Source organism: Novosphingobium gossypii, assembly GCF_050433305.1.
GTDB lineage: Bacteria > Pseudomonadota > Alphaproteobacteria > Sphingomonadales > Sphingomonadaceae > Novosphingobium > Novosphingobium gossypii.
The window spans coordinates 1-14,453 of sequence record NZ_JBNPXM010000015.1 but is presented as its reverse complement, the minus strand read 5'-3'; the positions used below and the strand labels follow the sequence as shown (position 1 = coordinate 14,453).

The following is a 14,453-nucleotide window of genomic DNA, read 5'->3' as shown; positions in this document are numbered from 1 at the left end:
CGCTTACGGCTTCTTCGAAGCCCCTCTTCACAAAGATCTACAGCCGTCAGGCCACGCTTAGCAACGGGTCGCGCCCTGAAAGGATTTGCGTCAGATCCTCTTCTGGCAGCGCAGTCGCAAAGAAGAAGCCTTGAAGTTCGTTGCAACCGGCCGAAGCCAGCAAAACGGACTGATCGTGGTTCTCGACGCCCTCTGCAGTCACGGTGAGGCCCATAGCATGCCCCAGCGTGATCACTGATGTGACAATGGCAGACGCCTCGCCATCCACGCCTAAATTATGGGTGAAGGACTTGTCGATCTTGATCTTGTCCACCTTGTAGCGCCGCAGATAGCTGAGGCTGGAATAACCGGTGCCGAAATCGTCCAGCGCGACCCTGAAGCCGGCTTTTCGAAGGCTCTCTATCGTGCTTTCTGCTCCCAGTTCCTCGCTCAGAACAATGCTTTCGGTTATTTCAAGCTCAATCTGCGATGCATTGCATCCGGCCCGGGCCACGATCGCGGTCAACCGGCTCATTAGGTCGCGACTGCGGAACTGCACGGCAGACAAGTTGACGGCAACGAACAGGTTCGACCAGCGTGCCGCGACCCGGCATGCCTGTGCAAACACCCATTCGCCCAGCTCGATTATCAACCCGGTTTCCTCAGCAATCGGTATGAACTGCTGGGGCGGGATATTCCCCAAAGTTGGATGATTCCAACGGATCAAGGCCTCAACCCCCAGGATGGCGCCCGTGCGGGCATCGACTTCGGGTTGATAGTGTACTTGCAACTGGTCGCCGGCCAGAACGGCCCTGCGCAACTCCTCCTCGATCCGGCTGCGCAACTTGATGGTTTCGTCCATCGAGGATACGAAGAACTTGTAGTCGTTGCGCCCTGCCGCTTTGGCGGCATGAAGGGCAATGTCTGCCTTTCGCAGGAGCTCGCCGCGATCGGTACCCGCTGCGCTGACCATTGCGACGCCGATGCTAGCGCTGACGAATACCTCGTTGCCGACCAATCGGAACGGCTCTCTAACAGTCGCCAGAATGCGTTCACAGACGAAATGAATGCTGTCGGAATCGTCGATCGAGCACATCAGCACGCAAAATTCGTCGCCACCAATGCGCGCGACGGTGTCTGCTTGACGCACGACGCCTGAAAGCCTGCGGGCAAATTCCTGAATGAGAGCATCCCCCGCTGCATGCCCGAGCGTGTCGTTGACCTGTTTGAACCGGTCGAGATCGATTGCCAGTACTGCGCAGTTTTCGCCGCCCCAGGCGCGTGCGAGTGCCTGGTCAAGGCGCTCCTGGAAGAGCGCGCGGTTTGCGAGGCCGGTCAGGACATCGTGGAAGGCGAGATGCTGTGCCTGTGCTTCGCTGCCCTGCAGGTCAAGTACAGTAGATGCCAGGCGCTGGTTCGAAAGCCAGATGGAGCGGGACAGCGCCGCCATCATCGTCAGCATCAGTATGACTAGAAGCGCCGTCCCTGGGCCCAGCGAACGCACGATCAGTCGACCGGGTAGCTCCGGCTCCCACAGGAAGTAGCCGATTGAGCGCCCTTCATCGTCACGGAACTGGACCATGTGCTCTCCGTTCCGTAAGTCAGGGGTTACCGAGTAGCGCAAACCGTGCAGGAGATGCCAAGCGGACAGCTGCTTCAGGAATGTGCCGTCCAGGAACCTCACGCTCACCATCAGTGGCTTTGATTTGCCCGCGGTGTCTCCCGGGCTTTCGATCCGCATGACGCTGACTGCCGCAGGCCGGCCGTCAACCTGCAGCGCGTCGGATTCGAAAATCGTGGTTTCACGCGTCAGCATGGTCGAACGCCGACCGGCGCCGACCGAGACACTTTCGCGACGCGGTGAGGAAAGTTGAACAGCCCGAACCAGCGGAGAGACCGCTGCCTCGATTTTTTCAAAGCTATCATTTGAAGCGGCGTGCCCCGCTTTAAAAGCGTAGATGGGTCTCGAGCGGGCATCTAGAATAAACGTCATATCATGGCGGAACATGTCGCTGAGCCAGCGTCCAATTTCAGCGTCCAGCCACCTGCGGTCAATTTGCGTCCCGGCAAGGCGTTCGGGCAATTGTTCCCACGTTGCGACGGTTTGTTGCTCATAAGCGATCTGGTCGGCGCTGCTTGAGAGCGCGAGCCGCGCCACTCTCGTCTGGCGTTGCAAAGCGGCTTCATTGCTTGCACTGCTTGCGCGCAAGATCCCGAAAACCGCAGCCATCACGATCACGCTACCCAGCAGGATGACGGGCATGGCGACATGCCACACAAACTTTGGTAAGTGGCTTACCTGCGCGCGGACATTTCTGAACACAAGCATACGTCCTTGTTGGACCTGTTACGATTGCGCAAGATGATTAATATTGTATAGAATACACTATGAGGGGTATGGTGTTAGCTAATAATGCTTGGCTATCACTGATTGATAGTGCGTTCGTTTGTCAGATCCTGGGTGATTGGTCCTTGAGTAACTACACGCTGAACACTAGCGAGCGATGCTGGTTGCGACGGGCACCAGAAAATCTATTCTGCAGATATAAAATGTCTTTGTTTGTCCGGAATAAGGACCTCAGGCAGCGATAGTTCGGCGTGCGGTAAGAGGTGTTACCATGGGCTAGACGCCTTTCTTTACGCTCATTGTAGTCCCTCGATCATCCATTCTCGACGGGGATGTTCAGATCGGAACCTTCGTGGCTTGCTCCCAGTTAGTCTCAAGATGCCGCCGACGGCGCGGGATCATCCGATTCTTATGCCGGAGCCCCCATTGCACTTCCTGATTGCAGAAAGCGAGACAAGCGAACAACGGGATGAAAGGCGAAAACGAGCGGGCCGAAGCTCGGGCGAAACGTTCGCTGAAACCCTGTCGCAGATGGTCGGCGATGCCCGGGTCACCCGGGTTACACCTGCCGATCATGATGCAAATGTGCTGTCAGCTGAGGATATCGAACTTTTCGATGCCGTGTTCGTCACCGGCTCACCCATGCATGTCTATGAGGATACGCCCGAGGTTCGACGACAGATTGCCTTCATGCGGGCGGTGTTCGCTTCGGGCGTTCCGGCGTTTGGATCGTGCGCGGGACTTCAACTCGCAGTGGCGGCGGCGGGGGGAAGCGTGCAGGCGATGAATCCGCGGATCGAAGCAGGGATCGCGCGCCGGATCACTGCCACGCGGGAAGGCCTCACGCATCCGCTGCTTGAAGGGCGACCCTCCGCATGGGATGCTCTGGCCATCCATACCGATGAAGTGAGGGCACTTCCCGAAGGTAGCACTCTGTTGGCCACCAATGGTGCCACTCGTGTGCAGGCCGCGGAGATCCGATATGACCGCGGAGTATTCTGGGGCGTTCAGTATCACCCGGAGCTCGCACCAGGAGAGATCGCCGTCGCCTTGAGAGCGCAGGCAAGCGCACTCGTGGAGCAGGGCCTGGCTTGCAGCGAAGCTGCTGTCGATCAGCAGGCCAGGTTGCTGGATCGCCTGCAGGAAGATCCTTCGAGCCGCTCCGCCCGGTGGGAACTGGGCTTGGATGATGAGTGTGCCAGCGAAACTTGTCGCCGAAGGGAGCTGTCGAACTTCCTCGCCAACATCAAGCATCTGCGCGATGCGTCCATGCGCACCGAGGACCGTGACTGAGGCTTTGCTGACCTGGCCAGGGTTGCATGTGCAACGCCGGCTCCTCGCTCGATATCAGAATAGAGCCGGGATATCGGGTTGGCCGAATTACACTCGATCTGCGCCTGACAAGGCCCGGTTGCGGACGTTTCAAGCCATCAGGCGATAACGTTGGGCGTACGTAGATGAAGGTACTGAGGGTTGAAATCGCCAGCCTCTCGCAGCCTCGCGATATCGCGCAGGCGGATGGAAGGACCTTCATCGATGAGGCCGTCCTGCCGCAAAGCCCGCAGAGTTCGATTGATGTGAACCGCGGTCAGCCCTGTTGCGTCCGCCAACTCGGTCTGCGTGAGCGGTAGTTGCAGGTCGCCATCGTCCGCAAGGCCAACGAGTTGCAATCGAACGTGCAATTCGCAAAGCAGGTGGGCCAACGCTGCTTTCGCGTCTCGCCGACCGACACACACGAGCCATTGCCGCAGAATAGCCTCGTCGACGAGCGTCGAACGCCAAAAGGCCCGTGTCAACGCTACCGTCGAACGGGTAACCTCCTCGATAGCGTGCTTCTGTACAAATGCGATTTTGCAATCTGTGATGGCAAGGATGCTGTGGTCCATCGCAGACAGCGTGGTCACGTGCATGTCGCAGAAGTCGCCTGGGATCAGAAAGGCTGTGATCATTCTGCCCCCATCAGGGAGAATGCTGTACCGGGCGGCCCATCCTGCCAGCACGACGTGGACGAAGTCGGGGCTTTCCCCTTCCGTTATGATGTCGCGATATCTGTGAAATACGCGAACATCGTGGCCAAGTTTCCGCACAGCATGAACCTCGCCTTCAGAAAGGCGTTCAAATGCACTTAGCTTGCGTATTACCGGCTCAAAAAGCATTGTGACCTCAGCTAGGCCGCGTTGACAAAGTGGATTCCCAAACAGGCTGACTTCTGATTCAAAGCTGCTCTTTGCGGGAGTGGCAATGGCTCGGGGTGATTTGACGGACGAGGAATGGGAAGTGATCGCGGGACTGCTGCCATCGGAGCGTGGCCGCAAATCCCGCCCAGCTCATGATAACCGGCGCTATCTTAACGGAATGCTGCACGTGTTGCGGGTTGGCTGTCCGTGGCGCGACATGCATGAACGCTATGGCCTTTGGAACTCGGTCTATGTGCGCTTTCGGCGCTGGGCCGAGCAAGGCGTGTGGGATGCGATCCTTGCGACGCTGGTCGAATTGGGACTGACGGATGACTGGCAGCACATGATCGACAGCACCATAGTTCGCGGCCATGTTTCGGCGGTGGGCGGAAAAGGGGGGCTTCTGCGCAGGCTTTTGGTCGATCACGCGGCGGCTTTACGTGCAAGGTCCACGCCCGCTGCGACAATCAGGGACGCCCTCTCGGCTTCATCCTGACCGGTGGAGAAGCGTCGGACTATGGCGCGGTCGATGCGCTGATGGCAATCCCTGTCACCAAGCCAAAGGCTCTACTCGCCGACAAAGGCTATGACGGCGACGCTGTTGGCGAAAACCTGCTGATGCGCGGCATATTGCCGATCATCCCGCCCAAGGCGAACCGGCGCCAACCCATCCCCTGCGATTTCCGTCGCTATTGTGACCGCAACCGCATCGAGCGCATGTTCGGCCAGCTTAAGCAGTTCCGCCGCATCGCCACCCGATATGACAAAACCGCCCTGTCATTCGCCAGCTTCCTGAACCTGGCTGCAATCCGCAAGTGGTTACCGGACTTTATCAACGCGGCCTAGCAAGCTGCAACACTGCCATGCTTAAGGAAAGTCCACAAACCTCCTCCCAACTTTTGATCCAGCCAGCACCGCGTCCTGCCGGAATTGAGAACATCCTGCGCTACCAGCGAGCGGCCGCAGAAATACTCTACAACTGGCAGAAAGGCGTAGCGTTGTTCGCCTGGTCATGAGGCGGAATTGGCAGTTCCAGGATTTTCGGGTTTGCTTCGGGAATGGGGGCGGTTGAGCCGTGCTGTTGATAACTTGCCGGATAACGCCCGGGAAACGTGTTGATTGGCAGTGAAGTGCTCGATGATCATCTCTTGCCGCTCGCTGTTCGACGCAGCGGACGGAAAAAGAAAAGCCGGCCCTGAGGCCGGCTTGAGAAGTTTGGGAGAGGATGCCTGAAAGGCAGGGTTGCATATGGCGGCAACTCGGCTCTCTGACAATTGCGCTCGTTGCATGCCCTGATGGCTTTCATGCACATGTCCGCTGCGGCGAAAAGCGGCAGCATTGAACAAGCTCAATCTGCAGGCCCTTCCGGCGTGATTTGCTTGAAGCGACGAAACGGCACGAATGCCGAACCGCGCCGAGGTATCAGGCTATCTTCTTTCCGTCCCTGACTGTGGACATCATGGACGTCGCCGCACTTGCGGATAAGGCACCCACTTTGCTCCCTTCAAGGCTTGCTGCATGGTGCAGGAGCGCCAGAAGCCAACTCGTAAGGCTATCAGCGTTCACGAAGATAACGACAGGACGAACCACGCATGAATAACAGCGATCTCGCCGACACCATCGCCGCCGATCACAATCTCTCGAAGACCGATGCCCGCAAGGTCGTCGATGCGGTCTTTGAGGCGATTGGCAATGCAGCTGCCAAGGGCGAGGAAGTTTCGCTCAACGGCTTTGGCAAGTTCAAGGTCAAGGACAGCCCGGAACGTGAGGGCCGTAACCCGGCTACGGGGGAGACGATGACGATCAAGGCTTCAAAGAAGCTGACTTTCACCGTCGCCAAGGCGGTCAAGGACAAGCTGAACGGCTGAGATGCAATCGCGAGCGGTGTCGCGAGACCGCGCCGCCGCTCGCATTAAGCCGATCTAAGCTGCGCTGAACTCAACCCTCGAAATCTTCTTGCCAGGTCGTTGAAGCGGTTGGCGGCGTCTCTCTTCTCAAACGCCAGGCACGCATGCGGCTGCCCCTACCAAACCGCGGATCGACGCGAAAAGACCCGGCGCTGAGGGCAGGCCGGGTCAGTCGAGTGCAAGGGCTGCGCAGCCCTTCGGGTCGCATCATCGCACTACATGGCGACATTGACGGTTTGACGACGTGCTATGAAATTCCTGACTCAGCCGGAATCAGGACCGGCGCTTTTACCTTCGCCGGTTTCCTGCAAAGCATTGGCAATCATCGCCGCAAGTGTTTCTTCCGCACGGATGCGCAGTGTCGCGTCTTTGGCTTCAAGGTCGTGCCGGATCCACTGCGGCGCGCGCTCCAGAACCTGCAGGATGATGGGGGTAAGATCTGGGGTCATTCCAGCGCTATGATGCGGATGACCCCTGGTTGTCCAGAACGAGCAGGGGCTCTTCCTGCGCAAAGCGTCTCCGAGGCGTAACCGGCTACTTCATTGGCGGCTGACTGGCTGGAAGCAGCGAGTAAGCCTCTTGGCGCTGTGCATCGACTGCACTGCAATCGCGCGGATACCGCGGATTCAATGGCAGAAGACATAATGCTCGTGCCGATCTAGACGGAAGAGCGCCTCCTTATCTGCAGTCGAACTGGTGTTGATTAGCAGGGGGCAACCTTTGCCCCTTGAAAAGCATTGCATTCACCGCGATGACTATATCGCTGTCATCGTGCAGCATGACCTGATTTCCGCACAAATATGAAGAAGGGGCGCCCAAGATGCCTGAACCCGAAAATACCCCTGACGTAGCAGCGCTGACGGTGCAGCTCTTGAGCGCCTATCTTGCCAATAACACTGTTCCGGCAGACGACCTGGCCAGCCTTATCCGGACCACCCGCGGCGCGCTGACTGAGGACAGCACTTCACAGGTGGAGGCCGAGCCTGAGACCTACACGCCTGCGGTTTCCGTGCGCAAGAGCCTGGCATCGCAGGACCAGATTCTCAGCCTCATCGATGGCAAGCCCTACAAGACATTGAAGCGCCATCTTGCCAGCCACGGTCTGACGCCAGACACATACCGGGAGCGTTATGGCTTGCCTGCCACTTATCCCATGGTGGCACCAACCTTCGCCGCACGTCGCCGCGAGATCGCGGAGCAAATTGGTCTTGGCAGCCGCAAGGCTACTGGCACCGGTAGCACTGCCGAAGCGTCGACCGCAGCCATTTCCGAAACGCAGACCGAGCTCCAGGATGTTGCCGCTGGTGTGGCGCCTGTCGCTAAAGCGAAGTCGGGCGGTAGCTCCAAAAGCAAGCCGGCAAAGAAAGTGGCTTCTAAGTCGGCAACTGCTCAGTCTCCGAACGATACTGTGTCAGCTCCAGCAGATGCAGCTACGACCAAGTCCGCAGGTAAGCCTAAGAGCGCAAAGCCGGTGCGGCCCAAGAAGGCACCTGCAAAGGCGGGCGTGAGCGAAAAGCCTGTTGCCGCAAAGCCGGCTTCGGGCGCGGCCGCCAATGAAGGCCAAGCCGGTGTCGTCAACGAGGCGGCGAAACCCGCCACCAAGCGACGTGGCAAGCTTGGTCTCTTCAAAAGTGGAACTGCGACCGACGCTACAGCAGTGAACTCTGATGTTGCTGAAGCCAACGCCGCAGAACCTGGTGACAAAGTCAAAGCTGACGCCAAAGCGCCTCGCGGCAAGCGGATGGCCCGAACAGCAAAAGACGCCCCATCACCTTCGAACCTTAGCGACACTGCCGAATAGTCGTTTCCATCCGAGGGTCGCCGTCGGGGCGGCCCTCTTGTTTTTTGGCAAGGCTTGTTGAGAAGAAAGGCCTACTCGGCGTGGCCGGGTTTGGGACCTAGCCGACAGTCGCCTTTGGAGCGGCGGCTCTGGGTAAGCGGACCTTCGCTCCACCGCTGCGTCACCTCAACTCAATGGCCCGGCCTGGGACTTTCGCGACAGTCAGCTTTGGAGAAGCCAGTCTGAGAAAGCCGCCGTTCGCGGACGCGGCCAACGAACGTTTTCGATGCTGGGCGCTGAGACTTTTGTGAAGATCGGCTTTGGAGCAGCGACGCGGTATACCGGGCGCTCTTTTCGTTGATTGCCGCGAAGCAAGCCCTCGTTCCATTAACTGGTTGCGGCCACACAAGCAGCTTCCTGCTCACTGGCTGCAAACTCGTAGGCTGTTTTGCAGGCCCAACGGTTTCGGGCTACCGGGCGGAACGCAGCTATTCCGCTCGATCGGTAGGTACATTGTGAGCAATTGGACGGAAGTACAGATTGTTACTCTGGTGGCAGGCTCATCTGTGTTTGCAGCGGTAGTCACGCAAGGCGTCTCGGTCATCAGAGATGGGCTGAAGAGAGGCGAGGACCGCACCTTCGCGCGCCTTTATGCGAGCACGGCACTGGAAGCCTACGCGAATGCGCTCTCGATGGCTGTCAGCGATTCCAGCAACTACGATGTATCCGAGGGGGAAGTAGGCGAGGCCATCATCAATATCCCGGAGTTTCCGCCGTTCTCAACCGACATTGACTGGCGAGCCTTGGGCGCGGCGACAACCAAGCAGTTGCTGGCGTTTCCTGTGGAAGTAGACAGGTTGCGCGCTGAGCTAAGTTTTGAATGGGATGTCATCGGAGATCCCGATGTGACTGCCCCCAAGGTACGGGAATATGCAGCCTGGGTCGGCCTCCGTGCACTTCACCTCGCGGCTGGCCTGAACGCGGAGTTCACCGCCGATCCGTACGAGCTTTCGGACGGCAGCTGGAACCTTGAAGACAACCTTAAAAGGGAATTCGAATCCCATCGTGATGCGCGGCTTGCGCAGGAGCGTGCAAACCAGGATTTCGTGCTGTCGATAGCCAACGAACACGAACCAGCAGAGGTCTCCGATATGCCGGAGGCGCAGGCGTGAGGCGGTGGCTTAAAGAGCGATCGCCCGCGCATTCGGCCACCCCAGGCGTCCGCGACAGCGTTCCGGCACGATGCCCCTCCGATAACGTCGCGGTACCATTAAAGTCGTTGGAATCGTGAGGGATCGAGGGTGCAACAAGCTTACGGGAGCGCTATGCCAGTACAACATGATCGATTGTATCGTCAGCGAGGGATTGCGTGCGACTTGCGGAAATTAGGGTCGAGAATTTCCGGACCTTCGGGGAAGGTGATGCGTCGTTCCGGCTGAACCTGCCTGCAGGTATCGCTGCGCTCGTAGGCGAAAACGATTCAGGGAAAACCGCGATCATCGATGCTATCCGGCTGGTATTGGGAACGCGGGGCCAGGACCACTTTCGCGTCACCGAGGCCGACTTTCATCAGCCGCCTGACGGCGGTCCCGCCCGCACCGAGATACGGATCCTGCTCCGCTTCGATGCGCTTGGCGCAAGCGACCGTGCTGCGTTTCTCGAGCACCTCACCTACCTTGACGGCAAGGCCCAGCTCTACCTAAACTGGAAAGCGACCACGGCATCACGTTCACCGACGCGCAGGTTCACAACCGTAGAGTGTCGCTCGGGTGTGACGGGGACCGGACCGAACCTGGAGGCGGCAGCCCGCGCCCTGCTCTGCGCGACCTACCTCCGGCCGCTGCGCGATGCCGATCAGGCACTATCGGCCGGGCGGGGATCGCGGCTTGCCCAGATCCTGCAGCAGACTGAGGAAATTACCTCGTCGGGCTCCGATTTCGATCCGGGATCCTACCCTGCCGATCCGGGCGAGCTCAGCGTCCTTGGAATCGGCGATTTCGCCAACGCACTCATCGAGGGCCAGCCGGGCATCGGAAGCGCACGCTCCAGGCTCAATGACGACTATCTAGCGCGGCTCTCCTTCGACGGCGATCTGCTCAAGGGTCAGATCAGCGTCAGCGGTGCCCGGAGCGACAAGTCTGCCCGGCTGCGCCAGCTGCTGGAAAAGCTCGAGCTCGACCTGCGCGACGATGGCATCGCCGATCCGCCACCGCAGCGCGGACTAGGCTCCAACAACCTTCTGTTCATGGCCTCGGAACTGCTGCTGCTCAGCCAGGAGAGCGATGGATTCCCGGCGCTGCTGATTGAGGAGCCCGAGGCCCACCTCCACCCGCAGCGCCAGCATCTGCTGATCGACTTCCTGAAACAGAAGGCCGCCGTTGACGCCGGCGCCGAGCACGGCCTGCAGGTCGTAATGACAACCCACAGCCCCTCGCTCGCGTCTTCGCTGAAACTCGAGAATTTGGTGATGGTCCGCAAGGGGCGGGCCTTTGCCATGGGACCGGAGCACACACTCCTCGAACCATCGGATTATGCTTTCCTCGAGCGCTTCCTTGACGCCACCAAGGCGAACCTGTTCTTCGCACGCGGCGTCATCATCGTCGAAGGCGATGCGGAGAACATCCTGCTTCCCACGCTGGCGCGCCTGATCGGAAGGGATCTGGCTCGCCACGGCGTATCGGTCGTGAACGTCGGCGGTACGGGGCTGGGTCGGTATGCGCGGATATTCCAGCGCCGTGCGCCCGAGGAGCACAACCTGCTGTCGGTACCGGTCGCCTGCATGACCGACATGGATGTGATGCCCGCCTGCGCTCCCGCCATCCTCGGGCTCGTGAAGGAGGATGGCACCCTTCCCCCGAAGGCGCAAAGGAAGTGGCGCTGCAAGTCGGACTTCCCGGGCGAGGAACTGGACGAGCTTCGTGTCGCCATCGAAGGGCGGGCGAACGGGCAGTCGGTGCGGACCTTCGTCGCTGACGAATGGACGCTGGAGTACGACCTGGCGCGGTTCGGGCTCGCACACGAAGTGTGGATCGCGGCCGATCTCGCGATAGCGGACGTGCGCATCCATGAAGGGCGAACGACGCGCGAGGAGGTCATCACCAGATCGGGCGAGAGTTTTCTCAAGCTGGTCGACCTCGATCCCGAAGAGCTGGCGACCAGGATCTACAGGAAGTTCCGGGCCAGCGCCTCGAAGGCAATTGCCGCCCAGTACCTGGCCATGCTGCTGGACGATGCCGCGGATCGAGAGGTCCTCAGCGCGCAGGCTCTTCGGGACAGGCTGCCGCGCTATGTGACCGACACGATCGACTATGCCACCACGCAGGGTGGAGACGCGGCGGCGTGAGCGGCATTACCGGCATCCTCGAGCAGCCGATAAGCGAGGCGGAGATCATCGCCTCCTGCCGGAACCTCCGGTTTCCCGACAATGCCTTCCATGGCCCCGACGGCAACGACGCCCGGTCGAGGGTGCTGCAGGCGAACGCATCGATCGACGTATCGGCCTGCCCCGGAAGCGGGAAGACGACGATGCTGGTCGCCAAGCTTTCCATTCTTGCGCAGCGCTGGACCCTGCCGACATCCGGTATGTGCGTGCTCTCGCACACCAATGTGGCGCGCTCGGAAATCGAGAAGCGTCTTGGCGGCGATGCATCGGGACGCAATCTGCTCGGCTATCCCCATTTCATCGGCACGATCCATGCTTTCGTGAACCAGTTCGTGGCGATGCCCTGGCTGAGGTCGAAGGGCATCGAGATCACCGCTGTCGACGACGACATCTGCCTGCGCCGCCGTCTGTTCAAACTCGATCATGGCCTGCGACGCCGTATCCAGGACAGCCAGGAGGGCATCAAGCGGCTGCGCATCACGGATGTCGACCACAACCTTGCGGCCGTACCCTGGGGAAATGGCTATCTTGGCAGGGAAACACCCGCGTACCGGGCACTTCTTGCCGCCGGCCGGCTGACGACGGCGGAAGGGTTCTTCTGCCACAATGACATGCTGCTGTGGGCACGCGAAGCGCTTGAGCGCAATCCGGAGATAGCGCAGGCCGTCCGCTGCCGTTTCCCGATGCTTTTCCTAGACGAGGTTCAGGACAATACTGATCTGCAGACAGATCTTCTCCACCGGCTGTTCATGGAAGGTGATACGCCAGTCGTGCGCCAGCGCTTCGGCGACATGAACCAGGCCATCTACGAGCGGGCGTCGGATGTGGCGGTGGCAGCTGACCTCGATCGCTTCCCGGATGCGGCCATCTCCATACCGGTTTCGAACAGCCACCGTTTCGGCAGCCAGATCGCAGCGTTGGCCGATCCTCTCGCGCCCAGCCCGCCAGGTCTGGTTGGCCTGCGAAACCATGCCGGGGCCGATCAGGGCCAGCAGGCCGCCATCCTGTTCTTCGACATCGAAAATGCCGCATCTGTCCTGCCTGCCTTTGCCGGCCTCATTACGGCCCGGTTCAGCGCTGCGCAGAGGGCGACAGGCGAATTTGCAGCCATTGGAGCGATCCATCGCGACCGGAACCCCAGGGACTCGCCCAATTGTGTCGCCCACTACTGGAGCGGCTATGATCATCAGCTTGCACGAGCCGGCGGCGCACCCGACACGCTGATCCGAATTCTGCGTCGCGGCGTGAAGGAAAGCCTGTCCACGGGAGACATGCGCCCGCTGACGGAAAGTGCCGCTGATGGCCTCCTGCGGCTGTCGTCGCTTCTCAATCCCGCAGTCCGCCAACCCGGTACCACCAATCGCTACCGTCAGCTGATGCGACTGCTTGCCGAAGATCCCGATACGACCAGACGGTTCCACAATTTGTGCTGGGCCCTTGCGGAGGGAAAGTTGCCGGGAACTGCGGAGCTCTGGAGGAGATGGAGCGCCCACATCGCCACGATCGCCAGCCGGCTTGTCATCGGTCCGCATGCCCAGAGCCCCGACGCCTTCATGGCCTGGGAAGAGGCTATCACCGCCGAAACCGTGTGCGCGCGCACCGACAATGTATTCGCTCACCCTCCGGGAGCGCCGGAAGTCCGGATCAAGGTAGGCTCAATCCATTCGGTTAAGGGCGAGACCCATCTGGCAACGCTCGTGTTCGATACGCACTTCAGGGGGTCGCACTTCAAGCGGATCAGGCGATGGATCCTCGGTGAGGAGGCGGGATCGGCAAGGGGCGGTCCGGATCTGCTCAAGAGCCTGAAGCAGCATTACGTCGCACTCACGAGGCCCTCGCACTTGCTCTGTCTCGCCATGCGCAAGGATTCGTTCACGGAAGCCGAAATCGCGACGCTGCGCGACCGACAGTGGAATATCGCGGACATCGTAGGCGACAATGTGGTGTGGCGCGGCTGATCCGCGAACCCACCTCGGCGTGATCGAACGGCTATCCGGTGGGGGCAGTGTGACTGAGCTCAAGTGCCTTTTTGCGCTGGGCAGCTGTCAGGGCTTTCCAGAACCGGTGCACGTTGCGCAACTGCATGTCACGCAGGTCGTTGACGAAGCTTGTCTTGTCGAGGCGCACCTTAAAGAAGGTGGGATCGTGATCGATCGCGTTGACCTCGAGCCGCCAGAATACCACGTTCGCGTACTTGGGCGTCAGCGCCTTGTGTTTGCGGTAGTACACAAGGGCGTTGGCGAGGATGGCGTTCTGCTCGGCCGAGGCCAGTCGCTCGAGAGCCCTGATGCAGCTCTCAAGACGCATCTGGCGCATGCGATCGGCCAGTGCCTTGCGTGCTTCCAAGGGATCAAGCTGGCGGCCGGCGTCGTAGACTGCGACTTCAAATTTCAGGATACATTCCGAGCCGACATCGAGCGTGCGGTCGGTATGCCGGTTGCGGATTTCGAAATGATATCGCAGCCCTTCTTGTCCGCACAATTGGCAGGTTTCCTCAGCAGTCTCGTGATCGACCGTCTGGCCAGTAAAATGCCATTCACGAAATGCTGCAGGCAGGCTGCCCGCCAGCGACAGTGGCAAGATATTATCGGCGACTCGCCTCGGGTACGTGTCCATGACTAGCAGAGTATCGCCATTCAAACGTAGAATCACAGGGGGCACAAAGAGCAGGAAGTAAGCGCGCGAGAAGAGTGCGATCACCTCCGGGCCTCGTTCTGAGCAGCCAGCAATCAGAATTGGTAACCAAGCAGAAATGGCGAACGACATCAGGCACGCCGCATGGGATGTGACCTGCCCCCCGGCAGTCCCTCGATCATAACGAGAGTCCAGCGGTTAAATACGATGGCCCGGACGCCTGCACAAGCGCGTCGGGCATGATGCT

11 protein-coding genes and 1 pseudogene are annotated in these 14,453 nt (G+C 59.8%); 7 read left to right on the top strand and 5 right to left on the bottom strand.

Translation table 11 applies throughout. The features are described from left to right. Positions 1-46: 46 nt before the first annotated feature. Entirely contained in the window at positions 47-2,242 is a 2,196-nt protein-coding gene (locus tag GGR40_RS19740; protein WP_429277963.1) for a putative bifunctional diguanylate cyclase/phosphodiesterase, read from the bottom strand. Positions 2,243-2,752: 510 nt separating this feature from the next. Between GGR40_RS19740 and GGR40_RS19735 the strand changes: the two genes are divergently transcribed. Further along, complete coding sequence (locus tag GGR40_RS19735) at positions 2,753-3,619, top strand: type 1 glutamine amidotransferase (RefSeq protein ID WP_429277962.1); 867 nt, start codon at positions 2,753-2,755, stop codon at positions 3,617-3,619. Between the two features lie 137 nt (positions 3,620-3,756). On the opposite strand, the gene GGR40_RS19730 is transcribed toward GGR40_RS19735, so the two are convergent. Beyond that, positions 3,757-4,482, bottom strand: a complete 726-nt coding sequence (locus GGR40_RS19730) for a Crp/Fnr family transcriptional regulator (RefSeq protein ID WP_429277961.1) — start codon at positions 4,480-4,482, stop codon at positions 3,757-3,759. A gap of 85 nt (positions 4,483-4,567) precedes the next feature. On the opposite strand from GGR40_RS19730, the pseudogene GGR40_RS19725 reads away from it, so the two are divergent. Next, a pseudogene (locus GGR40_RS19725) lies at positions 4,568-5,349 on the top strand (IS5 family transposase). A 164-nt stretch (positions 5,350-5,513) separates the two neighbouring features. On the opposite strand, the gene GGR40_RS19720 reads toward GGR40_RS19725, so the two are convergent. Beyond that, a complete protein-coding gene (locus GGR40_RS19720) occupies positions 5,514-5,855 on the bottom strand; it encodes a hypothetical protein (RefSeq protein WP_429277960.1) in 342 nt (113 codons plus the stop codon). Positions 5,856-6,095: 240 nt separating this feature from the next. Here GGR40_RS19720 and GGR40_RS19715 point away from each other — a divergent pair, with 240 nt between their 5' ends. Next, entirely contained in the window at positions 6,096-6,371 is a 276-nt protein-coding gene (locus GGR40_RS19715) for an HU family DNA-binding protein (RefSeq protein ID WP_429277959.1), read from the top strand. A gap of 302 nt (positions 6,372-6,673) precedes the next feature. On the opposite strand, the gene GGR40_RS19710 is transcribed toward GGR40_RS19715, so the two are convergent. Next, a complete protein-coding gene (locus GGR40_RS19710; protein ID WP_429277958.1) occupies positions 6,674-6,859 on the bottom strand; it encodes a DUF6771 family protein in 186 nt (61 codons plus the stop codon). 371 nt (positions 6,860-7,230) lie between these two features. Between GGR40_RS19710 and GGR40_RS19705 the strand changes: the two genes are divergently transcribed. The 4 genes from GGR40_RS19705 to GGR40_RS19690 all read left to right on the top strand — a co-directional run bounded on the left by GGR40_RS19705 (position 7,231) and on the right by GGR40_RS19690 (position 13,530). Continuing rightward, positions 7,231-8,211 (top strand): Ros/MucR family transcriptional regulator, encoded by a 981-nt coding sequence (locus GGR40_RS19705; protein ID WP_429277957.1) that lies wholly within the window; start codon positions 7,231-7,233, stop codon positions 8,209-8,211. Between the two features lie 494 nt (positions 8,212-8,705). Further along, positions 8,706-9,362 carry a hypothetical protein gene (locus tag GGR40_RS19700; RefSeq protein ID WP_429277956.1) on the top strand — a complete coding sequence of 219 codons (657 nt, stop codon included), beginning with the start codon at positions 8,706-8,708 and terminating at the stop codon, positions 9,360-9,362. A gap of 197 nt (positions 9,363-9,559) precedes the next feature. Continuing rightward, the gene (locus tag GGR40_RS19695) at positions 9,560-11,533 is read left to right on the top strand and encodes an ATP-dependent nuclease (RefSeq protein ID WP_429277955.1); all 1,974 of its coding nucleotides are present in this window, start codon (positions 9,560-9,562) and stop codon (positions 11,531-11,533) included. Further along, positions 11,530-13,530, top strand: coding sequence for a UvrD-helicase domain-containing protein (locus GGR40_RS19690; RefSeq protein ID WP_429277954.1), 2,001 nt, complete (start codon positions 11,530-11,532; stop codon positions 13,528-13,530). The genes GGR40_RS19695 and GGR40_RS19690 overlap by 4 nt, the downstream gene beginning before the upstream one ends. Positions 13,531-13,561: 31 nt before the next feature. On the opposite strand, the gene GGR40_RS19685 is transcribed toward GGR40_RS19690, so the two are convergent. Beyond that, on the bottom strand, positions 13,562-14,338 hold the full coding sequence (locus GGR40_RS19685) for a hypothetical protein (RefSeq protein ID WP_429277953.1): 777 nt from the start codon (positions 14,336-14,338) through the stop codon (positions 13,562-13,564). Positions 14,339-14,453: the final 115 nt, after the last annotated feature.